22 protein-coding genes are annotated in these 23302 nt (G+C 60.3%); 21 read left to right on the top strand and 1 reads right to left on the bottom strand.

The window, feature by feature from the left end:
• Window positions 1-13 precede the first annotated feature (13 nt).
• The 8 genes from nusG (at window position 14) to ACU8HS_RS01495 (ending at window position 13142) form a co-directional block, all read left to right on the top strand.
• Entirely contained in the window at window positions 14-544 is a 531-nt protein-coding gene (gene nusG, locus ACU8HS_RS01530) for a transcription termination/antitermination protein NusG (RefSeq protein WP_007817111.1), read from the top strand.
• Between the two features lie 175 nt (window positions 545-719).
• Window positions 720-1151, top strand: coding sequence for a 50S ribosomal protein L11 (rplK, locus tag ACU8HS_RS01525; RefSeq protein WP_112571947.1), 432 nt, complete (start codon window positions 720-722; stop codon window positions 1149-1151).
• Window positions 1152-1155: 4 nt separating this feature from the next.
• On the top strand, window positions 1156-1857 hold the full coding sequence (rplA, locus tag ACU8HS_RS01520; protein WP_112706223.1) for a 50S ribosomal protein L1: 702 nt from the start codon (window positions 1156-1158) through the stop codon (window positions 1855-1857).
• 328 nt (window positions 1858-2185) lie between these two features.
• Complete coding sequence (gene rplJ, locus ACU8HS_RS01515) at window positions 2186-2704, top strand: 50S ribosomal protein L10 (RefSeq protein ID WP_112571943.1); 519 nt, start codon at window positions 2186-2188, stop codon at window positions 2702-2704.
• Between the two features lie 57 nt (window positions 2705-2761).
• Window positions 2762-3145 (top strand): 50S ribosomal protein L7/L12, encoded by a 384-nt coding sequence (rplL, locus tag ACU8HS_RS01510; protein WP_112571942.1) that lies wholly within the window; start codon window positions 2762-2764, stop codon window positions 3143-3145.
• A 259-nt stretch (window positions 3146-3404) separates the two neighbouring features.
• A complete protein-coding gene (rpoB, locus tag ACU8HS_RS01505) occupies window positions 3405-7547 on the top strand; it encodes a DNA-directed RNA polymerase subunit beta (protein WP_112571940.1) in 4143 nt (1380 codons plus the stop codon).
• Window positions 7548-7735: 188 nt separating this feature from the next.
• Window positions 7736-11947 (top strand): DNA-directed RNA polymerase subunit beta', encoded by a 4212-nt coding sequence (gene rpoC / locus ACU8HS_RS01500; protein ID WP_112571938.1) that lies wholly within the window; start codon window positions 7736-7738, stop codon window positions 11945-11947.
• A gap of 145 nt (window positions 11948-12092) precedes the next feature.
• The gene (locus tag ACU8HS_RS01495; protein ID WP_447015287.1) at window positions 12093-13142 is read left to right on the top strand and encodes a cytochrome-c peroxidase; all 1050 of its coding nucleotides are present in this window, start codon (window positions 12093-12095) and stop codon (window positions 13140-13142) included.
• 106 nt (window positions 13143-13248) lie between these two features.
• Here ACU8HS_RS01495 and ACU8HS_RS01490 read toward each other — a convergent pair whose 3' ends face one another.
• Complete coding sequence (locus ACU8HS_RS01490) at window positions 13249-13542, bottom strand: transcriptional regulator (protein ID WP_112547859.1); 294 nt, start codon at window positions 13540-13542, stop codon at window positions 13249-13251.
• A 497-nt stretch (window positions 13543-14039) separates the two neighbouring features.
• On the opposite strand from ACU8HS_RS01490, the gene rpsL reads away from it, so the two are divergent.
• The 13 genes from rpsL (at window position 14040) to rplP (ending at window position 23293) form a co-directional block, all read left to right on the top strand.
• Complete coding sequence (rpsL, locus tag ACU8HS_RS01485) at window positions 14040-14411, top strand: 30S ribosomal protein S12 (protein WP_003547537.1); 372 nt, start codon at window positions 14040-14042, stop codon at window positions 14409-14411.
• A 106-nt stretch (window positions 14412-14517) separates the two neighbouring features.
• A complete protein-coding gene (gene rpsG, locus ACU8HS_RS01480; RefSeq protein ID WP_112571934.1) occupies window positions 14518-14988 on the top strand; it encodes a 30S ribosomal protein S7 in 471 nt (156 codons plus the stop codon).
• A 29-nt stretch (window positions 14989-15017) separates the two neighbouring features.
• Window positions 15018-17117 carry an elongation factor G gene (gene fusA, locus ACU8HS_RS01475; RefSeq protein ID WP_112571932.1) on the top strand — a complete coding sequence of 700 codons (2100 nt, stop codon included), beginning with the start codon at window positions 15018-15020 and terminating at the stop codon, window positions 17115-17117.
• A gap of 66 nt (window positions 17118-17183) precedes the next feature.
• On the top strand, window positions 17184-18359 hold the full coding sequence (gene tuf / locus ACU8HS_RS01470; protein ID WP_112706399.1) for an elongation factor Tu: 1176 nt from the start codon (window positions 17184-17186) through the stop codon (window positions 18357-18359).
• 306 nt (window positions 18360-18665) lie between these two features.
• Window positions 18666-18974, top strand: coding sequence for a 30S ribosomal protein S10 (rpsJ, locus tag ACU8HS_RS01465; protein ID WP_003547547.1), 309 nt, complete (start codon window positions 18666-18668; stop codon window positions 18972-18974).
• Between the two features lie 33 nt (window positions 18975-19007).
• On the top strand, window positions 19008-19649 hold the full coding sequence (gene rplC, locus ACU8HS_RS01460) for a 50S ribosomal protein L3 (RefSeq protein ID WP_112572313.1): 642 nt from the start codon (window positions 19008-19010) through the stop codon (window positions 19647-19649).
• 13 nt (window positions 19650-19662) lie between these two features.
• Window positions 19663-20283 (top strand): 50S ribosomal protein L4, encoded by a 621-nt coding sequence (gene rplD, locus ACU8HS_RS01455; RefSeq protein WP_112572311.1) that lies wholly within the window; start codon window positions 19663-19665, stop codon window positions 20281-20283.
• Window positions 20280-20573 (top strand): 50S ribosomal protein L23, encoded by a 294-nt coding sequence (locus tag ACU8HS_RS01450; protein WP_112572309.1) that lies wholly within the window; start codon window positions 20280-20282, stop codon window positions 20571-20573. The genes rplD and ACU8HS_RS01450 overlap by 4 nt, the downstream gene beginning before the upstream one ends.
• An 11-nt stretch (window positions 20574-20584) precedes the next feature.
• Window positions 20585-21421, top strand: coding sequence for a 50S ribosomal protein L2 (gene rplB / locus ACU8HS_RS01445; protein WP_447015286.1), 837 nt, complete (start codon window positions 20585-20587; stop codon window positions 21419-21421).
• Window positions 21422-21436: 15 nt separating this feature from the next.
• Entirely contained in the window at window positions 21437-21715 is a 279-nt protein-coding gene (rpsS, locus tag ACU8HS_RS01440; protein WP_007531666.1) for a 30S ribosomal protein S19, read from the top strand.
• Between the two features lie 2 nt (window positions 21716-21717).
• Window positions 21718-22107: a 50S ribosomal protein L22 gene (gene rplV, locus ACU8HS_RS01435; protein ID WP_112572307.1), complete on the top strand. Its 390-nt coding sequence runs from the start codon at window positions 21718-21720 to the stop codon at window positions 22105-22107.
• Window positions 22107-22841, top strand: a complete 735-nt coding sequence (gene rpsC, locus ACU8HS_RS01430) for a 30S ribosomal protein S3 (protein ID WP_112572305.1) — start codon at window positions 22107-22109, stop codon at window positions 22839-22841. Before rplV ends, rpsC begins: the two co-directional genes overlap by 1 nt.
• Before the next feature lie 38 nt (window positions 22842-22879).
• Window positions 22880-23293 (top strand): 50S ribosomal protein L16, encoded by a 414-nt coding sequence (gene rplP / locus ACU8HS_RS01425; RefSeq protein WP_108001321.1) that lies wholly within the window; start codon window positions 22880-22882, stop codon window positions 23291-23293.
• Window positions 23294-23302: the final 9 nt, after the last annotated feature.

Genomic DNA, 23302 nt, shown 5'->3' with positions numbered 1-23302 from the left:
GGTGGAGATGAAAATGGCGGCACGTTGGTACATCGTCCACGCATATTCCAATTTTGAAAAGAAGGTCGCTGAGGACATCGAGAACAAGGCTCGCCAGAAGGGGCTTGAGCACCTGTTCGAAAAGATCCTCGTGCCGACCGAGAAGGTGGTGGAAGTGCGTCGCGGCCGCAAGGTCGATTCCGAGCGCAAGTTCTTCCCCGGCTACGTCATGGTTCGTGCCAACCTGACGGACGAGGCCTATCACCTGATCAAGAATACGCCGAAGGTCACGGGCTTCCTTGGCTCCGACAACAAGCCGGTTCCGATTCCGGATTCCGAGGCCGAGCGCATCCTTGGCCAGGTTCAGGAAGGTGTCGAGCGGCCGAAGGCTTCCGTCACCTTCGAGATCGGCGAGCAGGTTCGTGTTTCCGATGGTCCGTTCGCGTCGTTCAACGGCACGGTTCAGGATGTGGACGAAGAGCGTTCGCGCCTGAAGGTGGAAGTGTCGATCTTCGGTCGCGCGACCCCGGTCGAGTTGGAATATGCTCAGGTCGAGAAGGTCTGATTTCGAGATCGGGGCTCAGCCGCTTGTGGCTGATCCCTGCGCGGCGATTGCCGCATCGCGTGGAAGGTGAGGGGTCTTAGCCGGACCTCAAGAATCCGAACCACGCAACCGCAGCCGCCGGAGCAATCCGGCATCAAGGGCCGGGCAACCGGCCATCAGTGAAAGGCAGAGAGATATGGCTAAGAAAGTTGCAGGCCAGCTCAAGCTGCAGGTCAAGGCAGGATCGGCAAACCCGTCCCCGCCGATCGGCCCGGCACTTGGTCAGCGTGGCATTAACATCATGGAATTCTGCAAGTCGTTCAACGCGGCTACGCAGGAAATGGAAAAGGGTATGCCGATCCCGGTCGTCATCACCTATTACCAGGACAAGTCCTTCACCTTCGTCATGAAGCAGCCGCCGGTCAGCTACTTCCTGAAGAAGGAAGCCAAGATCCAGTCCGGTTCCAAGACCCCGGGCAAGGGCGCAAAGGCTGGTTCGCTCACCAAGGCTCAGATCAAGTCGATCGCCGAAGCCAAGATGAAGGACCTGAACGCAGCGGATATCGAAGGTGCAATGGCGATGATCGAGGGCTCTGCCCGCGCCATGGGCCTGGAAGTGGTGGGTTAAGACCATGGCAGGCAAGCGCACTCAGAAGATCAACGAAGGTGTTGATCCGACCAAGCTCTACGCTCTTTCGACCGCCATCGGCATGGTCAAGGAACGTGCCGTCGCCAAGTTCGACGAAACGGTGGAGATCTCGATGAACCTCGGCGTTGACCCGCGTCACGCAGACCAGATGGTCCGCGGCGTCGTCAACCTGCCGAACGGCACCGGCCGTACGGTTCGCGTTGCCGTTTTCGCCCGTGGCGCCAAGGCTGACGAAGCCAAGGCTGCCGGCGCAGACGTCGTCGGCGCGGAAGAACTCGTCGAAATCGTCCAGGGCGGCAAGATCGAATTCGATCGCTGCATCGCGACCCCGGACATGATGCCGCTCGTCGGCCGCCTCGGTAAGGTTCTCGGCCCGCGTGGCATGATGCCGAACCCGAAGGTCGGCACGGTCACGATGGACGTCGCCGGTGCCGTCAAGGCTTCCAAGGGCGGCGCTGTCGAGTTCCGCGTCGAGAAGGCTGGTATCGTTCACGCCGGCATCGGCAAGGCATCCTTCGATGCCAAGGCTCTGGAAGAAAACATCCGTGCCTTCGCTGACGCCGTCATCAAGGCAAAGCCGGCCGGCGCCAAGGGCAACTACGTCAAGCGCGTAGCGCTCTCCTCGACCATGGGTCCGGGCGTCAAGATCGAAGTGGCTTCGGTCACCGCAGCTCCGGCTGCTTAAGTTTCATCGGGCCACGGCCCGATAACAACAATTCCGGCCTCGCAAGGGGCCGGGATATTCCGGAGAAATCCGGAATCCTGTCCGAGATTGCAGGTGGTTCTCCCTTAATCACTTTGCCTGCATGAGACGGGTAAGACCCGAATTGCATGAAGTTCTGCTTCTAGGAAATCGGTTCGAGCCTTGGATGCCTTGTGCCTCCTTTGCCTTTGATGGCGCGGAGCGCGAGGGGACAGGATCCTCAAGCGCCGCTTGGGATCTTTTTGATCCCGGGAGGCAAAAGGCAACCCGGTGGGGCCGTCCAAACGGTCCTGCCAACTGGAGATAGGCAGTGGAAAGAGCGGAAAAGCGCGAATTCGTCACGGAACTGAACGATGTCTTTAAGGCATCGGGCTCGGTTGTCGTGGCCCACTATGCTGGTGTCACAGTCGCACAGATGAACGACTTCCGTTCCAAGATGCGCGCTGCTGGCGGCACCGTCAAAGTCGCGAAGAACCGCCTGGCCAAGATTGCCCTTCAGGGTACGGAGTCCGAAGGGATGAGCAATCTCTTCAAGGGTCAGACGCTGATCGCATACAGCGAAGACCCGGTAACGGCTCCGAAGGTCGTCATGGATTTCGCCAAGACCAACGACAAGCTCGTTATTCTCGGCGGCGCCATGGGTTCGACGACGCTCAATGCGGACGGTGTGAAGTCGCTTGCGACCATGCCTTCGCTGGATGAACTGCGTGCAAAGCTGCTGGGCATGATCCAGACCCCGGCTACCCGCATCGCAGGCGTCGTACAGGCACCGGCAGCTCAGCTTGCCCGCGTGTTTTCGGCCTACGCCAAGAAGGACGAAGCCGCTTAAGGCGGTTTTTCGCTGTACATACTCAACAGTTCGAACCGAACAAAAGGAACTAGAAAAATGGCTGATCTCGCAAAGATCGTTGAAGACCTCTCCTCGCTGACCGTCCTGGAAGCCGCTGAGCTTTCCAAGCTGCTCGAAGAAAAGTGGGGCGTTTCCGCCGCTGCTCCGGTAGCTGTTGCTGCCGTTGCTGGTGGTGCAGGCGGTGCAGCTGCTCCGGCTGAAGAAGAAAAGACCGAGTTCGACGTCATCCTCACGGATGCCGGCGCAAACAAGATCAACGTCATCAAGGAAGTCCGCGGCATCACCGGCCTCGGCCTCAAGGAAGCCAAGGACCTCGTCGAAGGCGCTCCGAAGGCTGTCAAGGAAGGCGTTTCCAAGGCTGAAGCCGCTGACATCAAGAAGAAGCTTGAAGACGCCGGCGCAAAGGCCGACGTCAAGTAATCTTGAACGTCTTTTGGGAGACGGTATCTACCGTCTCCCATTTGCCGTTTTTTTGAACGAATTACCCAAAAGCCGCGTGAAAACGGCTTTTGGGTAATGGGTTCTTCAAGAGCATGGTCTCGAACCGAGGCGCCAAGGCAATCCGGCCTGGCTGTTTCGGGAGGTGGGACGAGGTTGAACTACTCATTGGTTGACGGGATCGACTGGCCATCGGTTCCCGTCCGTTGCAGGCCCGGATGCAATTTTTGAAGGAGCGACGATGGCTCAGACCCTTTCGTTCAATGGTCGCAGGCGCGTACGCAAGTTTTTTGGTAAAATCCCCGAAGTCGCGGAAATGCCGAACCTCATCGAGGTTCAGAAGGCATCCTACGACCAGTTTCTGATGGTTGAAGAGCCCAAGGGCGGTCGTCCCGACGAAGGCCTCCAGGCCGTCTTCAAGTCCGTTTTCCCGATCACCGATTTCTCCGGCGCGTCCATGCTGGAGTTCGTGTCCTATGAATTCGAACCGCCGAAGTTCGACGTCGACGAATGCCGCCAGCGCGACCTGACCTATGCCGCGCCGCTGAAGGTTACTCTCCGTCTCATCGTGTTCGATATCGACGAGGATACCGGCGCGAAGTCGATCAAGGACATCAAGGAACAGTCCGTCTACATGGGCGACATGCCGCTCATGACGAACAACGGTACGTTCATCGTCAACGGCACCGAGCGCGTGATCGTGTCGCAGATGCACCGTTCGCCGGGCGTCTTCTTCGACCACGACAAGGGCAAGAGCCATTCTTCCGGCAAGCTGCTCTTTGCTGCCCGCGTGATCCCCTATCGCGGTTCCTGGCTCGATATCGAATTCGACGCCAAGGACATCGTCTATGCCCGTATCGACCGCCGCCGCAAGATTCCGGTGACGTCGCTGCTGATGGCCCTCGGCATGGACGGCGAGGAAATCCTCGACACTTTCTACACGAAGTCGCTCTACAAGCGCGACGGCGAAGGCTGGCGCATTCCCTTCAAGCCGGAAACACTGAAGGGTGCGAAGGCGATCACCGACATGATCGACGCCGATAGCGGCGAAGTCGTCGTCGAAGCCGGCAAGAAGCTGACCCCGCGCCTGCTCCGCCAGCTCTCCGACAAGGGCCTGAAGGCGCTGAAGGCGACCGACGACGACCTCTACGGCAACTACCTCGCCGAGGATATCGTCAACTACCAGACGGGCGAGATCTATCTCGAAGCCGGTGACGAAATCGACGAGAAGACGCTCGGCGTCATCCTCGCCAACCACTTCGACGAGATCCCGGTCCTCGGCATCGACCACATCAATGTCGGCGCCTACATCCGCAACACGCTCGCAGCCGACAAGAACGAGAACCGTCAGGACGCTCTGTTCGACATCTACCGCGTCATGCGTCCGGGTGAACCGCCGACCATGGAATCGGCCGAAGCCATGTTCAACTCGCTGTTCTTCGATGCGGAGCGTTACGACCTCTCCGCCGTCGGCCGCGTGAAGATGAACATGCGTCTCGACCTGAATGTCGAAGACACCGTCCGCATCCTGCGCAAGGACGACATCCTGGCCGTGGTCAAGATGCTGGTCGAACTGCGCGACGGCAAGGGCGAGATCGACGACATCGACAACCTCGGCAACCGCCGCGTCCGTTCGGTCGGCGAGCTGATGGAGAACCAGTACCGTCTCGGCCTGCTGCGCATGGAGCGCGCGATCAAGGAACGCATGTCCTCGATCGAAATCGACACGGTCATGCCGCAGGATCTGATCAACGCCAAGCCGGCTGCTGCAGCCGTCCGCGAATTCTTCGGCTCCTCGCAGCTGTCGCAGTTCATGGACCAGGTCAATCCGCTCTCGGAAATCACCCACAAGCGCCGTCTCTCGGCTCTTGGCCCGGGCGGTCTGACCCGCGAGCGCGCCGGCTTCGAAGTCCGCGACGTTCATCCGACCCACTATGGCCGTATCTGCCCGATCGAAACGCCGGAGGGACCGAACATCGGTCTGATCAACTCGCTGGCAACCTTCGCGCGCGTCAACAAGTACGGCTTCATCGAAAGCCCGTACCGCCGCATCGTCGACGGCAAGGTGACCAATGACGTGCTTTACCTCTCCGCCATGGAAGAGGCCAAGTACTACGTCGCCCAGGCCAACGCCGAACTGGCTGCGGACGGCTCCTTCGTCGACGAATTCGTCGTCTGCCGTCATGCCGGCGAAGTTATGCTCGCGCCCCGCGACAGCATGAACCTGATGGACGTCTCGCCGAAGCAGGTCGTTTCGGTCGCGGCCGCTCTCATCCCGTTCCTGGAAAACGACGACGCCAACCGCGCTCTCATGGGCTCGAACATGCAGCGTCAGGCCGTTCCGCTCCTGCGCGCCGAAGCGCCGTTCGTCGGCACCGGCATGGAGCCGGTCGTCGCCCGCGACTCCGGTGCTGCCATCGGCGCGCGCCGCGGCGGCGTGGTCGACCAGGTCGACGCGACGCGTATCGTTATCCGCGCCACGGAAGACCTCGAAGCCGGCAAGTCCGGCGTCGATATCTACCGCCTGCAGAAGTTCCAGCGCTCGAACCAGAACACCTGCGTCAACCAGCGCCCGCTGGTCACCGTCGGTGACGTGGTCAACCGCGGCGACATCCTTGCCGACGGTCCCTCGACCGATCTAGGCGATCTGGCGCTCGGCCGTAACGCGCTCGTCGCGTTCATGCCCTGGAACGGCTACAACTACGAAGACTCGATCCTGCTCTCCGAGCGTATCGTTGCCGACGACGTGTTCACCTCCATCCACATCGAGGAATTCGAAGTGATGGCGCGTGACACCAAGCTTGGTCCGGAAGAAATCACGCGCGATATCCCGAACGTTTCGGAAGAAGCGCTGAAGAACCTCGACGAAGCCGGTATCGTCTACATCGGTGCCGAAGTTCAGCCGGGCGATATCCTCGTCGGCAAGATCACGCCGAAGGGCGAAAGCCCGATGACGCCGGAAGAAAAGCTTCTGCGCGCCATCTTCGGTGAAAAGGCATCCGACGTGCGTGACACGTCCATGCGCATGCCGCCCGGCACCTACGGCACGATCGTCGAAGTGCGCGTCTTCAACCGCCACGGCGTTGAGAAGGACGAGCGCGCGATGGCGATCGAGCGCGAAGAGATCGAGCGTCTGGCAAAGGACCGCGACGACGAGCAGGCGATCCTCGACCGTAACGTCTACGGCCGTCTGATCGACATGCTGCGCGGCCAGGTTTCCATCGCCGGCCCGAAGGGCTTCAAGAAGGGCACCGAGCTGTCGAACGCCGTCGTCTCCGAATATCCGCGCTCGCAGTGGTGGATGTTCGCGGTCGAAGACGAGAAGGTCCAGAGCGAGCTCGAAGCGCTCCGCGGCCAGTACGACGAATCCAAGTCGCGCCTCGAACAGCGCTTCATGGACAAGGTCGAAAAGGTCCAGCGCGGCGACGAAATGCCTCCGGGCGTCATGAAGATGGTCAAGGTCTTCGTCGCTGTTAAGCGCAAGATCCAGCCGGGCGATAAGATGGCCGGCCGTCACGGCAACAAGGGTGTCGTTTCGCGCATCGTGCCTGTCGAAGACATGCCGTTCCTCGAAGACGGCACGCATGTCGACGTCGTTCTGAACCCGCTCGGCGTTCCCTCGCGCATGAACGTCGGCCAGATCCTCGAGACGCACCTCGGCTGGGCTTGCGCCGGCATGGGCCGTCAGATCGGCGAGATGCTGGAAGCCTACAAGGCCAGCGGCAACATCGAACCGCTCCGCAAGACGATCGACCAGGTCGTCGGCTCCGGTCCGAAGGGCGAGCCGGTCAAGGAATACGATGATGAATCGATCCTGCGTCTGGCCGACCAGTGGAAGCGTGGCGTTTCCATCGCGACCCCGGTCTTCGACGGTGCGAACGAAGAGAACGTCAACGAGATGCTGCGTATGGCAGGTCTCAAGGATACCGGTCAGTCGACGCTGTACGACGGTCGTACCGGCGAGCAGTTCGACCGCCAGGTCACGGTTGGCTACATCTACATGCTGAAGCTCAACCACCTGGTCGACGACAAGATCCACGCCCGTTCGATCGGCCCGTACTCGCTCGTCACCCAGCAGCCGCTGGGCGGTAAGGCACAGTTCGGCGGCCAGCGCTTCGGCGAAATGGAAGTCTGGGCGCTCGAAGCTTACGGCGCAGCCTACACGCTGCAGGAAATGCTGACGGTGAAGTCGGACGACGTCGCCGGCCGCACCAAGGTCTACGAAGCGATCGTCCGCGGCGACGATACGTTCGAGGCCGGCATTCCGGAAAGCTTCAACGTTCTCGTCAAGGAAATGCGTTCGCTGGGCCTCTCGGTCGAGCTCGAAAATTCCAAGGTCGAGGACCTGCAGGCTGCAAGCCAGCTGCCGGACGCCGCCGAGTAACCACTTGATAGGGTGTGCGCCTTAATAGGGCGCACACCGGTCCCGCCAAGGCCCCGTAACGTGTCGGCCGGGCAGGGACGCTTTCGCCGCTTACTGCGGTTATTGTCGTTTAAGCGATGGCGCGGCTCCCGGGAATTTGCCGCCAACCTCGCAAGCTAAGGGCGCTTTCGCCCATGAAGGAGACAGGCATGAACCAAGAGGTCATGAATCTTTTCAATCCGCAGGTGCCTGCACAGAACTTCGATTCCATCCGGATTTCGATCGCCTCTCCGGAGAAGATTCTTTCCTGGTCCTACGGCGAGATCAAGAAGCCGGAAACCATCAACTACCGTACGTTCAAGCCGGAACGCGACGGCCTCTTCTGCGCGCGCATCTTCGGACCGATCAAGGACTACGAGTGCCTGTGCGGCAAGTACAAGCGCATGAAGTACAAGGGCATCATCTGCGAAAAGTGCGGCGTCGAAGTGACGCTGTCGCGCGTTCGCCGTGAGCGCATGGGCCATATCGAGCTCGCCGCTCCCGTTGCCCATATCTGGTTCCTGAAGTCGCTGCCGTCGCGCATTTCCACGCTGCTCGACATGACGCTGAAGGATGTCGAGCGTGTCCTCTACTTCGAAAACTACATCGTCACCGAGCCAGGCCTGACCGCGCTCAAGGAGCACCAGCTCCTGACGGAAGAAGAGTACATGCTCGCCGTCGACGAATATGGTGAAGACCAGTTCACGGCCATGATCGGTGCCGAAGCCATCTACGAGATGCTCGCATCGATGAACCTCGAAAAGATCGCGGGCGATCTGCGCTCCGAGCTTGCCGACACCACGTCGGATCTCAAGCAGAAGAAGCTGATGAAGCGCCTGAAGATCGTCGAGAACTTCATGGAATCCGGCAACCGCCCGGAATGGATGATCATGAAGGTCGTTCCGGTCATCCCGCCGGACCTGCGCCCGCTGGTTCCGCTGGACGGCGGCCGTTTCGCGACGTCGGACCTGAACGATCTCTACCGCCGCGTCATCAACCGTAACAACCGTCTGAAGCGCCTCATCGAACTGCGCGCTCCGGGCATCATCATCCGTAACGAAAAGCGCATGCTGCAGGAATCTGTCGACGCGCTCTTCGACAACGGCCGCCGTGGCCGCGTCATCACCGGCGCCAACAAGCGCCCGCTGAAGTCGCTGTCCGACATGCTCAAGGGCAAGCAGGGCCGCTTCCGTCAGAACCTGCTCGGCAAGCGCGTTGACTATTCCGGCCGTTCGGTCATCGTGACCGGTCCGGAGCTGAAGCTGCACCAGTGCGGCCTTCCGAAGAAGATGGCGCTCGAACTCTTCAAGCCGTTCATCTACGCCCGCCTCGACGCCAAGGGTTATTCCTCGACCGTCAAGCAGGCCAAGAAGCTGGTTGAAAAGGAAAAGCCGGAGGTCTGGGATATCCTCGACGAGGTCATCCGCGAGCATCCGGTTCTCCTGAACCGCGCACCGACGCTGCACCGCCTGGGCATCCAGGCCTTCGAACCCACCCTGGTCGAAGGCAAGGCCATCCAGCTGCACCCGCTCGTCTGCACGGCCTTCAACGCCGACTTCGACGGTGACCAGATGGCCGTTCACGTGCCGCTGTCGCTCGAAGCCCAGCTCGAAGCCCGCGTCCTGATGATGTCGACCAACAACATCCTGCATCCGGCAAACGGCGCGCCGATCATCGTTCCGTCGCAGGACATGGTTCTCGGCCTCTACTACCTGTCGATCATGAACCAGAACGAGCCGGGCGAAGGCATGGCCTTCTCCGATCTCGGCGAGCTGCACCACGCTCTCGAAAACAAGGTCGTGACGCTGCACACCAAGATCCGCGGTCGCTTCAAGTCGATCGGCGAGGACGGCAAGCCCTACTCGAAGATCTACGAGACGACCCCCGGCCGCCTGCTCATCGGCGAACTCCTGCCGAAGAACGGCAAGGTGACCTTCGATATCTGCAACCAGGAAATGACCAAGAAGAACATCTCCAGGATGATCGACGCGGTCTACCGCCATTGCGGCCAGAAGGACACGGTCATTTTCTGCGACCGCATCATGCAGCTCGGCTTCAGCCATGCCTGCCGCGCCGGCATTTCGTTCGGCAAGGACGACATGGTCATCCCGAGCACGAAGGCGAAGATCGTCAACGACACGGAAAACCTGGTCAAGGAATACGAGCAGCAGTACAACGACGGCCTCATCACCCAGGGCGAAAAGTACAACAAGGTTGTCGACGCCTGGGGCAAGGCGACTGAAAAGGTCGCCGAAGAGATGATGGCCCGCATTAAGGCTGTCGAGTTCGATCCGAACACCGGTCGTCAGAAGCCGATGAACTCGATCTACATGATGTCCCACTCGGGCGCCCGCGGTTCTCCGAACCAGATGCGCCAGCTGGGCGGTATGCGCGGCCTCATGGCCAAGCCGTCGGGTGAAATCATCGAGACGCCGATCATCTCGAACTTCAAGGAAGGCCTGACCGTCAACGAGTACTTCAACTCGACGCACGGCGCCCGTAAGGGTCTGGCAGACACCGCCTTGAAGACCGCAAACTCCGGTTACCTGACCCGCCGCCTCGTCGACGTCGCGCAGGACTGCATCGTCACGCATGTCGATTGCGGTACCGAATCCGGCCTCACCATGACCGCCATCGTCGATGCCGGTCAGGTCGTTGCCTCGCTCGGCGCCCGCATCCTCGGCCGTACGGCCCTCGACAACATCGACCATCCGGTCACCGGCGAGCGTATCGTCGATGCCGGCAAGATGATCCTCGAGCCCGACGTCACCGAGATCGAAAAGGCCGGTATCCAGTCGATCCGCATTCGCTCGGCGCTGACCTGCGAAATCCAGACGGGCGTCTGCTCGGTCTGCTACGGCCGCGACCTTGCGCGCGGTACGCCTGTTAACATGGGCGAAGCCGTCGGCGTCATCGCCGCTCAGTCGATCGGTGAACCGGGTACGCAGCTCACCATGCGCACGTTCCACCTTGGTGGCACGGCAACCGTGGTCGACCAGTCGTTCCTGGAAGCCTCGTATGAAGGTACGGTGCAGATCAAGAACCGCAACGTGCTGCGCAACTCCGAAGGCAGCCTCGTTGCCATGGGCCGCAACATGACCGTCCAGATCCTGGACGAGCGTGGCGTGGAGCGCTCCTCGCAGCGCGTCGCCTACGGCTCGAAGCTGCATGTCGACGAAGGCGACAAGGTCAAGCGCGGTCAGCGTCTGGCGGAGTGGGACCCCTACACCCGTCCGATGATGACGGAAGTGGCCGGTACGGTTCAGTTCGAAGACGTCGTCGACGGTCTCTCGGTTCTCGAAGCGACCGACGAATCCACCGGTATCACCAAGCGCCAGGTTATCGACTGGCGTTCGACGCCGCGTGGTTCTGACCTGAAGCCGGCCATCGTCATCAAGGACGCCAGCGGCAATGTCGCGAAGCTGTCGCGTGGTGGTGAAGCCCGCTTCCTGCTCTCGGTCGATGCGATCCTGTCCGTCGAGCCGGGCCAGAAGGTCTCGCAGGGTGACGTTCTCGCCCGCTCGCCGCTGGAAAGCGCCAAGACCAAGGACATCACCGGTGGTCTGCCGCGCGTTGCAGAACTGTTCGAAGCCCGTCGTCCGAAGGACCACGCCATCATCGCTGAGATCGATGGCACGATCCGCCTCGGCCGCGACTACAAGAACAAGCGCCGCGTCATCATCGAACCGGCAGAAGACGGTGTCGAGCCTGTCGAATACCTGATCCCGAAGGGCAAGCCCTTCCACCTTCAGGAAGGCGACTATATCGAAAAGGGTGATTACATCCTCGACGGTAATCCGGCTCCGCACGACATCCTGGCGATCAAGGGCGTGGAGGCTCTGGCTTCCTACCTCGTCAACGAAATCCAGGAAGTCTACCGTCTCCAGGGCGTTGTCATCAACGACAAGCACATCGAAGTGATTGTCCGTCAGATGCTGCAGAAGGTGGAAATCACCGATGCGGGCGACTCGACCTATATCGTCGGCGACAATGTCGACCGTATCGAGCTCGAAGACGTCAACGACCAGCTGATCGAGGAAGGCAAGAAGCCTGCCCGTGGCGAACCGGTTCTGCTCGGCATCACCAAGGCGTCGCTGCAGACCCCGTCCTTCATCTCGGCCGCGTCCTTCCAGGAAACGACCAAGGTGCTGACGGAAGCTGCGATCGCCGGCAAGACCGACGGCCTGCAGGGACTGAAGGAAAACGTCATCGTCGGCCGCCTGATCCCGGCCGGTACCGGTGGCACCATGACCCAGATCCGCCGCATCGCCACGGCGCGCGACGACCTGATCCTGGAAGAGCGCCGCAAGGGCTCCGGGGCAGGGGCCGCAACCCCGATGCTGCAGGACATGGCGAACGAAAGCGCTCCGGCTGCCGAGTAAGCTTACGGCTGCAGCTGCGTCAGATATTTGTGCAAGGCCCGGAGAAATCCGGGCCTTTCATTATTTCGCGGCCGGTTGATCTCGAACAAGGAGAAGGCCGGGCGCCTTTCTAGGCTGGTTTCCGTTGAGATTTATGGAGACTGCTATGAAAGCCATTTTGATATCCCTGGCGGCATGTCTTGTGACGACCGCAGCCTGCGCCGATTCTCTGCCGGCGAATTTGCGGCAGATGGCCCTGGACAATTTCAAGCCTTTGCCGTCGACGGTTCCCGCCGTGCATGACAACCCGATCACGCCGGAGAAGATCGCCCTCGGCAAGGCGCTGTTCTTCGATCCCCGCCTGTCTGCCTCCGGCGTCTTCTCCTGCAATTCCTGCCACAATCTTGCGACCGGCGGTGACGACAACCTCGAAACCTCGATCGGTCACGGCTGGCAGAAAGGCCCGCGTAACGCGCCGACGGCGCTGAACGCCGTATTCAACGAAGCCCAGTTCTGGGATGGGCGTGCCGAGGACCTGAAGGCTCAGGCCAAGGGCCCGGTCCAGGCCGGCGTCGAAATGGCCAACACGCCGATGCAGGTCGTAACGACGCTGAATTCGATGCCGCAATATGTCGGCTGGTTCCGCACGGCCTTCCCGAAGGATGCCGATCCCGTCACCTTCGACAACATGGCAAAGGCGATCGAGGCATTCGAAGTGACATTGCTGACGCCGGCTCCCTTCGACGCCTATCTGAACGGCGATGACGATGCCATGAGTGACGAGCAGAAACAGGGCATGGCGCTGTTCATCGAAAAGGGCTGTTCCGCCTGCCACAACGGCATCAATGTCGGCGGCACCGGCTATTATCCTTTCGGTCTCGTCGAAAAGCCCGGCGCCGAGGTTCTGCCCGAAAATGACAAGGGCCGCTTCTCCGTTACCCACACGGCCGACGATTCCTACGTCTTTCGCGCCGCACCGCTTCGTAACGTCGCCGTTACCGCTCCCTATTTCCACTCCGGCAAGGTCTGGAACTTGAAGCAGGCTGTCGGGATCATGGGAACGGCCCAGCTCGGCGAAGAGCTGAACAGCCAGGAGGTCGATCAGATCGTCGCCTTCCTGGATTCCCTGACGGGCCGTATGCCTGATGTCGCTCTGCCGCTCCTGCCGCCGGAGACGGAGACGACGCCCAAGCCGGACGGAGCGGTCAGGAAATAGATCGGGCCAAAATGCGCAAGCCGCCGGCCTTGCTGCGGCGGCTTGCTTCAATGCTATCGGCTATGAGGCGAGGGCGGGTACCGGCGCACCTCCATTCCCCAAATGTTCAGCTGAAACGGATGATCGAGACTTCGCCGTCCAGGGCGCCCTGATAGGCGGAGGCATGCGGCTCTTCGGAGGGCACTTCGGTCAGCATGCCGATCTGGTCGAGGTCGGCTTCGATGAAGCCTTCCTCGGCGAGTGCGTTGAGAGCTTCGCGCACAGCGCTGTCGTCGTCGGCGGCCTTCAGCATGACGTGCAGGTCCACGCCCTCGCTCGTATCGGATTCATAGCCCTTGCCGATGATGATGAAGATCATCGGTCCGTCGAAATTGTTGTCGTTGTCCGGTGTCCCGATCATCTTCTTGTCCTTCGGCTCTCTTAGAATCGCAATATGCAGGTCCCATATAAGGGCTTGATGTCTGCAAATACTGATTCCTATCCGTTTTTGCTGCAATGCCCAAGTTTATCTTGCCGGATATCTTCAACCGGCCTAAAGAGCCCGTAAACGGCGTGCCCACAGGGCTTTTCAGGCCGTTGGGCCGGAGATTATTTCTTAACCGGCCTTGACGAACTGGGCGGAAACCAGTAGTACGCCCGCCATCAGATCCCATGTGAGGTTTGGCTGTTTGGGGCGACGCGCCCTGGAGATCGCCTCAAACAAGGTTCTATACGCACGTTGAAGTCATGATGCTGCACGCATGACGCATCTCTTTTGCGTCCTCTGCTCTATGTGGTCCATCTGCGGAAGCGGATCGGGCCATATTTTGCGCATTGAGGGAAAATATGTGTGGCAATGCCGGAAACGGCGAAGTTCGAGCCCGCAAGGGTACTGAGACAAACGTAAGGGATGGTTGAATGCCTACCGTAAACCAGCTGATCCGCAAGCCTCGCCAGGCGAACGTAAAGCGTAACAAGGTTCCCGCTCTCCAGGAGAATCCGCAGAAGCGCGGTGTTTGTACCCGCGTTTACACCACGACGCCGAAGAAGCCGAACTCGGCTCTGCGTAAGGTCGCAAAGATCCGCCTCACCAACGGCTTCGAAGTCATTGGTTACATTCCCGGCGAAGGTCACAATCTTCAGGAACACTCTGTCGTCATGATCCGCGGCGGCCGTGTGAAGGACCTTCCGGGTGTCCGTTACCACATCATCCGCGGCGTTCTCGATACCCAGGGTGTCAAGAACCGCAAGCAGCGCCGTTCCAAGTACGGTGCGAAGCGTCCGAAGTAATTTCGCCCCGGGCGGTACTGCCCGGATTGGCTTGAATGTGAGTTTCCGGCGCTGCGCGAGGTCCTCCGCGTGGTAAAGCGCCTTAACAGTTAAAGAGACGAGAAGTATGTCCCGACGTCATAAAGCAGAAAAGCGCGAGATCAATCCGGACCCGAAGTTCGGTGATCTCGTTGTTACGAAGTTCATGAATGCCATCATGCTGGACGGCAAGAAGTCCGTCGCTGAAAGCATCGTATACGGCGCATTTGACTCCGTGCAGAACAAGTCGAAGCAGGAGCCGCTGACGGTTTTCCATTCCGCGCTCGACAACATTGCTCCGCACGTTGAAGTCCGGTCGCGCCGCGTCGGTGGTGCGACCTACCAGGTTCCGGTCGACGTTCGTCCGGAGCGCCGTCAGGCCCTTGCCATCCGCTGGCTGATCGCTGCTGCTCGCAAGCGCAACGAAACCACCATGATCGATCGTCTTTCGGGCGAACTTCTCGACGCATCCAACAACCGCGGTTCCGCGGTCAAGAAGCGCGAAGACACGCACAAGATGGCTGATGCCAACCGCGCGTTCTCGCATTATCGCTGGTAATCCCGAACGATATCGAAAGGCAGTCCATAATGGCTCGCGAATATAAGATCGAAGACTACCGCAATTTCGGTATCATGGCGCACATCGACGCCGGCAAGACCACGACGACCGAGCGTATTCTTTACTACACCGGCAAGTCGCACAAGATCGGCGAAGTTCATGATGGCGCTGCCACGATGGACTGGATGGAGCAGGAACAGGAGCGTGGCATCACGATCACGTCTGCTGCGACGACGACCTTCTGGAAGGGTCGCGACGGCAAGATGCGCCGTTTCAACATCATCGACACGCCCGGCCACGTCGACTTCACCATCGAAGTCGAGCGTTCGCTGCGCGTTCTCGACGGCGCCATCGCGCTGCTCGATGCCAACGCTGGTGTTGAACCGCAGACCGAAACCGTCTGGCGTCAGGCTGAGAAGTACCATGTTCCGCGCATGATCTTCTGCAACAAGATGGACAAGACCGGTGCGGATTTCTACCGCTCCGTCGAAATGATCAAGACCCGTCTCGGCGCAACGGCTGTTGTCATGCAGCTGCCGATCGGCGCTGAAAGCGACTTCAAGGGCGTTGTCGACCTCGTCGAGATGAACGCCCTGATCTGGCGCGACGAATCTCTCGGCGCCCAGTGGGACGTCGTCGAGATCCCGGACGATCTGAAGGCCAAGGCTGAAGAATATCGCGAAAAGTTGATCGAGACGGTTGTCGAAATCGACGAAGCCGCGATGGAAGCCTATCTCGAAGGCGTCATGCCGGACAACGACAAGATCCGCGAACTCGTTCGTCGCGGCACGATCGACGTCAAGTTCCATCCGATGTTCTGCGGTACGGCCTTCAAGAACAAGGGCGTTCAGCCGCTGCTCGACGCCGTTGTCGATTATCTGCCGTCGCCGCTCGACATTCCCGCGATCAAGGGCATCGACTTCAAGACCGAAGCCGAAATCGAGCGTCATGCAGACGATTCCGAGCCGCTCTCCATGCTCGCGTTCAAGATCATGAACGACCCCTTCGTCGGTTCGCTGACTTTCGCCCGCATTTACTCGGGCAAGCTCGAAAAGGGCGTTTCGGTTCTGAACACGGTCAAGGACAAGCGCGAGCGCGTCGGCCGCATGCTGCAGATGCACTCCAACTCGCGTGAAGACATCGAAGAAGCCTATGCGGGCGACATCGTCGCTCTCGCAGGCCTCAAGGAAACCACCACGGGTGACACGCTCTGCGACCCGCTGAAGCCGGTTATCCTCGAGCGCATGGAGTTCCCGGAGCCGGTCATCCAGATCGCTATCGAGCCGAAGTCCAAGGGCGACCAGGAAAAGATGGGCCTCGCGCTCAACCGCCTGGCAGCCGAAGACCCGTCCTTCCGCGTGAAGACGGACCAGGAATCCGGTCAGACGATCATCGCCGGCATGGGCGAACTGCATCTCGACATCATCGTCGACCGCATGCGTCGCGAGTTCAAGGTCGAAGCAAACGTCGGTGCGCCGCAGGTTGCTTACCGCGAGACCATCACGCGCCAGACCGAAGAAGATTACACGCACAAGAAGCAGACCGGTGGTACCGGCCAGTTCGCGCGCGTCAAGATCATCTTCGAACCGAACCCGGAAGGCGAAGACTTCAAGTTCGAATCCAAGATCGTCGGCGGTGCTGTTCCGAAGGAATACATCCCGGGCGTTCAGAAGGGTATCGAAAGCGTTCTGTCTTCCGGTCCGCTGGCAGGCTTCCCGATGCTGGGCGTCAAGGCGACCCTCGTCGACGGTGCCTTCCACGACGTCGACTCCTCGGTTCTGGCGTTCGAAATCGCTTCCCGCGCCTGCTTCCGTGAAGCGGCAAAGAAGGCCGGCGCTCAGCTCCTCGAGCCGATGATGAAGGTCGAAGTCGTCACTCCGGAAGACTACGTCGGTGACGTTATCGGCGACCTCAACTCCCGCCGTGGTCAGATCCAGGGTCAGGAAAGCCGCGGTATCGCAGTCGTCATCAGCGCCAACGTTCCGCTGGCGAACATGTTCAAGTACGTCGATAACCTGCGCTCCATGTCGCAGGGCCGTGCTCAGTACACGATGACCTTCGATCATTACGCGCCGGTCCCGTCGAACGTCGCAACTGAAATCCAGGCAAAGTATTCCGGTCAGAAGTGACCGGAATACCAATTGACCGAGAACAAGAATTAGCGCCCTTCGGGGCCAAAGAATGGAGAGCCGAAAATGGCAAAGAGTAAGTTTGAGCGCAACAAGCCGCACGTCAACATCGGCACGATCGGCCACGTTGACCACGGCAAGACGTCTCTGACGGCAGCGATCACGAAGTACTTCGGTGAGTTCAAGGCGTATGACCAGATCGACGCGGCACCGGAAGAAAAGGCGCGCGGCATCACGATTTCGACGGCCCACGTCGAGTATGAGACGGCCAACCGTCACTATGCGCACGTCGACTGCCCCGGCCACGCCGACTATGTGAAGAACATGATCACGGGTGCCGCGCAGATGGACGGCGCGATCCTGGTCTGCTCTGCCGCTGACGGCCCGATGCCGCAGACGCGCGAGCACATCCTGCTCGCCCGCCAGGTTGGCGTTCCGGCGATCGTTGTCTTCCTCAACAAGGTCGACCAGGTTGACGACGCAGAACTTCTGGAGCTCGTCGAGCTTGAAGTTCGCGAACTTCTGTCGTCCTACGACTTCCCGGGCGACGACATCCCGGTCGTCAAGGGTTCGGCGCTTGCTGCCCTTGAAGATTCCGACAAGAAGATCGGTGAAGACGCGATCCGCGAGCTGATGGCTCAGGTTGACGCCTACATCCCGACGCCCGAGCGTCCGATCGACCAGCCGTTCCTGATGCCGATCGAAGACGTGTTCTCGATCTCCGGCCGTGGTACGGTTGTGACGGGCCGCGTCGAGCGTGGCATCATCAAGGTCGGTGAAGAAGTCGAGATCGTCGGCATCCGTCCGACGTCGAAGACGACGGTTACCGGCGTTGAAATGTTCCGCAAGCTGCTCGACCAGGGTCAGGCCGGCGACAACATCGGCGCACTGGTTCGCGGTGTGAACCGTGACGGCGTCGAGCGTGGCCAGATCCTGTGCAAGCCGGGCTCTGTGAAGCCGCACAAGAAGTTCAAGGCAGAAGCCTACATCCTGACGAAGGAAGAAGGCGGCCGTCATACGCCGTTCTTCACGAACTACCGTCCGCAGTTCTACTTCCGCACGACGGACGTGACGGGCATCGTGACGCTTCCGGAAGGCACGGAAATGGTCATGCCGGGCGACAACGTCACGGTTGACGTTGAGCTGATCGTTCCGATCGCGATGGAAGAAAAGCTTCGCTTCGCGATCCGCGAAGGCGGCCGCACCGTCGGTGCAGGCATCGTCGCCGCCATCGTCGAATAATTCCTTCGGCTGCTCCGAAGGGGCAGCCGATTCGATGACATTATTATGATGCAAGCGGCGCAAGCCGCTTGCTTATTACACAGAAATGTTGCAAATGGCGCGCGAGCGCGATTTGCGTACCGCTTTGGATGACGAAGCGGCGACTAAACAAACAATAAGGTGGGCTAAAAGGCCCTGAAGAATGGATGGGGATGCCGTAACAGGCGTCTCTCTCGATCTTTGAAACCGGTGGTCCGCCTTAGGAAGAAAGAAAAACCCGTGTCTTGTCCAAAGACATGCGGAAAACAAACACAAGGATAACGTCGAATGAACGGCCAAAATATCCGCATTCGCCTGAAGGCGTTCGATCACCGGATTCTCGATGCTTCCACGCGCGAGATCGTGTCGACGGCGAAGCGCACCGGTGCAAGCGTCCGGGGCCCCGTTCCGCTTCCGACCCGCATCGAGAAGTTTACGGTCAACCGGTCCCCGCACATCGACAAGAAGAGCCGCGAACAGTTCGAGATGCGCACGCATAAGCGCCTGCTCGACATCGTAGACCCGACCCCGCAGACGGTAGACGCGCTGATGAAGCTCGATCTCGCCGCCGGTGTCGATGTTGAGATCAAGCTCTGAGCTTGCTCGAGCTGAGTTGGAAGGATTGAACCGATGCGTTCAGGTGTGATTGCACAGAAGGTGGGAATGACCCGCGTCTACAACGACGCCGGCGAGCATGTCCCTGTAACGGTACTGCGTTTGGATGGCTGCCAGGTTGTGGCCCAGCGCACCGTAGAAAAGAATGGCTATACCGCGCTTCAGCTCGGTGCTGGCCAGGCTAAGGTAAAGAACACGTCCAAGGCCATGCGCGGCAACTTCGCCGTCGCAAACGTCGAGCCGAAGGCCAAGCTGCAGGAATTCCGCGTTTCGGAAGACAACCTGCTTGATGTCGGCACCGAGCTCAAGGCCGGTCACTTTGCTGCTGGCCAGCTCGTCGATGTCACCGGCACGACGATCGGTAAGGGCTTTGCCGGCGCCATGAAGCGCCACGGTTTCGGCGGTCTTCGCGCCACGCACGGTGTGTCGGTTTCGCACCGCTCGCACGGTTCGACCGGCTCGCGCCAGGATCCAGGCAAGGTTTTCAAGAACAAGAAGATGGCTGGTCACATGGGCCAGACGCGCGTGACGACGCAGAACCTTGAAGTGGTTTCGACCGACGAAGATCGCGGTCTGATCCTGATCAAGGGTGCAGTACCCGGTTCCAAGGGTGCCTGGATCATCGTGCGCGACGCCGTCAAGTCGGCAGCGAAGTAAGGGAGCCAGACCAATGGAATTGAACGTCAAGACCCTCGAGGGCAAAGACGCTGGGAAGGTTTCCCTTTCTGACGCGATTTTCGGCCTTGAGCCCCGCGAAGACATTCTCGCCCGCGTCATCCGCTGGCAGCTTGCCAAGAAGCAGCAGGGCACGCACCAGGCAAAGGGCCGCGCCGATGTCGCGCGCACCGGTGCCAAGATGTACAAGCAGAAGGGTACGGGCCGTGCTCGTCACCATTCGGCTCGCGCTCCGCAGTTCCGCGGCGGTGGTAAGGCTCACGGCCCGGTTGCTCGCAGCCACGAGCACGACCTTCCGAAGAAGGTTCGCGCGCTCGGCCTGCGTCACGCGCTCTCTGCCAAGATCAAGGCTGACGAACTGATCGTCATCGACGATCTCGTCGCCAAGGAAGCAAAGACCAAGGCTCTGGCCGGCGTATTCGCCTCGCTCGGCCTGACCAACGCCCTCTTCATCGGCGGTGCCGAGCTCGACGGCAACTTCAAGCTCGCTGCCCAGAACATCCCGAACGTCGATGTTCTGCCGATCCAGGGCATCAATGTTTACGACATCGTCCGCCGCGGCAAGCTCGTGCTTTCCAAGGCTGCCGTTGAAGCGCTAGAGGAGCGATTCAAGTGACCGATCTTCGCCACTACGATGTGATCGTTTCTCCTGCGATCACCGAAAAGTCCACGCTGGTATCGGAAAACAACCAGGTTGTTTTCAATGTCGCCAAGAAGGCGACGAAGCCGGAAATCAAGGCTGCAGTCGAGGCGCTCTTCGGCGTCAAGGTCACGGCCGTCAACACTCTGCTGCGCAAGGGCAAGACCAAGCGGTTCCGCGGTTTCGCCGGCAAGCAGCAGGACGTGAAGAAGGCTGTCGTGACGCTGGCTGAAGGCCAGACGATCGACGTCTCCACCGGTCTCTGAGGAATAAGAAGATGGCATTGAAAACATTCAATCCGACGACCCCGAGCCAGCGCCAGCTGGTCATCGTCGACCGTTCGGGCCTCTACAAGGGCAAGCCGGTCAAGGCGCTGACGGAAGGTCTGACCAAGAGCGGCGGTCGTAACAACCTCGGCCGCATCACCGCCCGCTTCATTGGCGGCGGTCACAAGCGCAGCTACCGTCTGGTGGACTTCAAGCGTCGCAAGTTCGACGTCGAAGGTGCCGTCGAGCGTATCGAATACGATCCGAACCGCACCGCGTTCATCGCGCTCGTCACCTACACCGACGGTGAGCAGGCCTACATCATCGCTCCGCAGCGCCTTGCTGCCGGCGACAAGGTCATCGCTTCCGACAAGGCTGTCGACGTCAAGCCCGGCAACACGATGCCGCTGCAGTATATCCCGGTCGGCTCCATCATCCACAACGTGGAAATGAAGCCGGGCAAGGGCGGTCAGATCGCCCGTTCCGCCGGTTCCTACGCACAGCTCGTCGGTCGTGACGCAGGCATGGCCATCCTTCGCCTGAACTCGGGCGAACAGCGCCTCGTGCACGGCAGCTGCCTTGCATCGATCGGTGCAGTATCGAACCCGGATCACGCCAACATCAACGACGGCAAGGCCGGTCGTACCGTCTGGCGCGGCAAGCGTCCGCATAACCGCGGTGTCGTCATGAACCCGGTCGACCACCCGCACGGCGGTGGTGAAGGCCGCACCTCCGGTGGTCGCCACCCGGTGACCCCGTGGGGCAAGCCGACCAAGGGCAAGCGCACCCGGTCGAACAAGTCGACCGACAAGTTCATCATGCGTTCGCGTCATCAGCGCAAGAAGTAAGAGAGGAAGTCCTCAATGGCTCGTTCAGTATGGAAAGGTCCGTTTGTTGACGGCTATCTTCTCAAGAAGGCTGAGAAGGTTCGTGAAGGCGGACGTGCAGAAGTAATCAAGATCTGGAGCCGTCGCTCCACGATCCTGCCGCAGTTCGTCGGTCTCACCTTCGGCGTCTACAACGGCAGCAAGCATGTTCCGGTCAGCGTCAACGAAGACATGGTCGGCCACAAATTCGGTGAATTCTCTCCGACCCGGACCTATTACGGTCACGGCGCGGACAAGAAGGCAAAGAGGAAGTAACAATGGGCAAGGCAAAAGCCGAACGCCGGCTGAAGGACAACGAGGCGCAAGCAGTCGCCCGTACGCTCCGCGTCAGCCCTCAGAAGCTCAACCTGGTTGCCGCTGCAATCCGCGGCAAGAAGGTCGATCGTGCACTCGCTGAGCTGGAATTCTCCCGCAAGCGTATCGCAGGCGCCGTTAAGAAGACGCTTGAATCCGCGATCGCCAACGCCGAGAACAACCATGACCTCGACGTCGACGCGCTCGTCGTCGCCGAGGCTTATGTCGGCAAGTCGATCGTCATGAAGCGCTTCCACGCCCGCGGCCGCGGCCGCGCGTCGCGCATCGAACGTCCGTTCGCTCACCTGACGATCGTCGTTCGTGAAGTGCAGGCACAAGAGGAGGCCGCATAATGGGTCAGAAAATCAATCCGATTGGTTTCCGTCTTGGCATCAACCGTACCTGGGATAGCCGCTGGTTTGCGGACAATGCCGAGTACGGCCAGCTCCTGCACGAAGACCTGAAGATGCGCAAGTTCGTCATGAGCGAACTGAAGCAGGCCGGGATCTCCAAGGTGGTTATCGAGCGCCCGCACAAGAAGTGCCGCGTCACGATCCACTCGGCCCGTCCGGGCCTGATCATCGGCCGCAAGGGCGCCGACATCGACAAGCTGCGCAAGAAGCTGTCGGACATGACGAACTCCGAAACGCACCTCAACATCGTTGAAGTGCGCAAGCCGGAAATCGACGCAACGCTCGTTGCCCAGTCGATCGCCCAGCAGCTCGAGCGCCGCGTGGCTTTCCGCCGCGCCATGAAGCGCGCCGTTCAGTCCGCGATGCGTCTCGGTGCCGAAGGCATCAAGATCACCTGCGCCGGCCGTCTCGGCGGCGCGGAAATCGCCCGCACGGAATGGTACCGCGAAGGCCGCGTTCCGCTGCACACCCTGCGTGCCGACATCGACTACGGTACGGCTGAGGCCGAAACCGCATTCGGTATCTGCGGCATCAAGGTCTGGATCTTCAAGGGCGAAATCCTTGAGCACGATCCGATGGCTTCCGAACGCCGCGCGCTGGAAGGCGACGCACAGGGTCCGGCAAGCCGCGAACGCGACCGTGGCGATCGTCGCCGCGAACGCGACAACGCGTAATTAGCGCTGGCGAAAGATAAGCTCGGAGAAGTAAGAAAATGTTGCAGCCAAAGCGTACTAAGTACCGCAAGCAGTTCAAGGGCCGCATCAAGGGCGTCGCCAAGGGCGGTTCTGAACTGGCCTTCGGCGAATTCGGCCTGAAGGCTCAGGAGCCGAACCGCGTTAACGCACGTGAGATCGAGGCGGCCCGCCGCGCGATCACGCGTTACATGAAGCGCGCCGGCCGTGTTTGGATCCGCGTGTTCCCGGATGTTCCGGTAACCGCAAAGCCTACCGAAGTCCGCATGGGTAAGGGTAAGGGTTCCGTGGAATACTGGGCATGCAAGGTCAAGCCCGGTCGTATGATGTTCGAGATCGACGGTGTCTCCGAGGAAATCGCGCGTGAAGCGCTTCGCCTCGGCTCGGCCAAGCTCTCGGTCAAGACGCGCTTTGTACAGCGCATCGCAGAGTAAGGAGAAGGC

The organism is Rhizobium sp. KDH_Rht_773_N (genome assembly GCF_052946295.1).
This window is presented reverse-complemented; position numbering and strand designations above follow the sequence as displayed.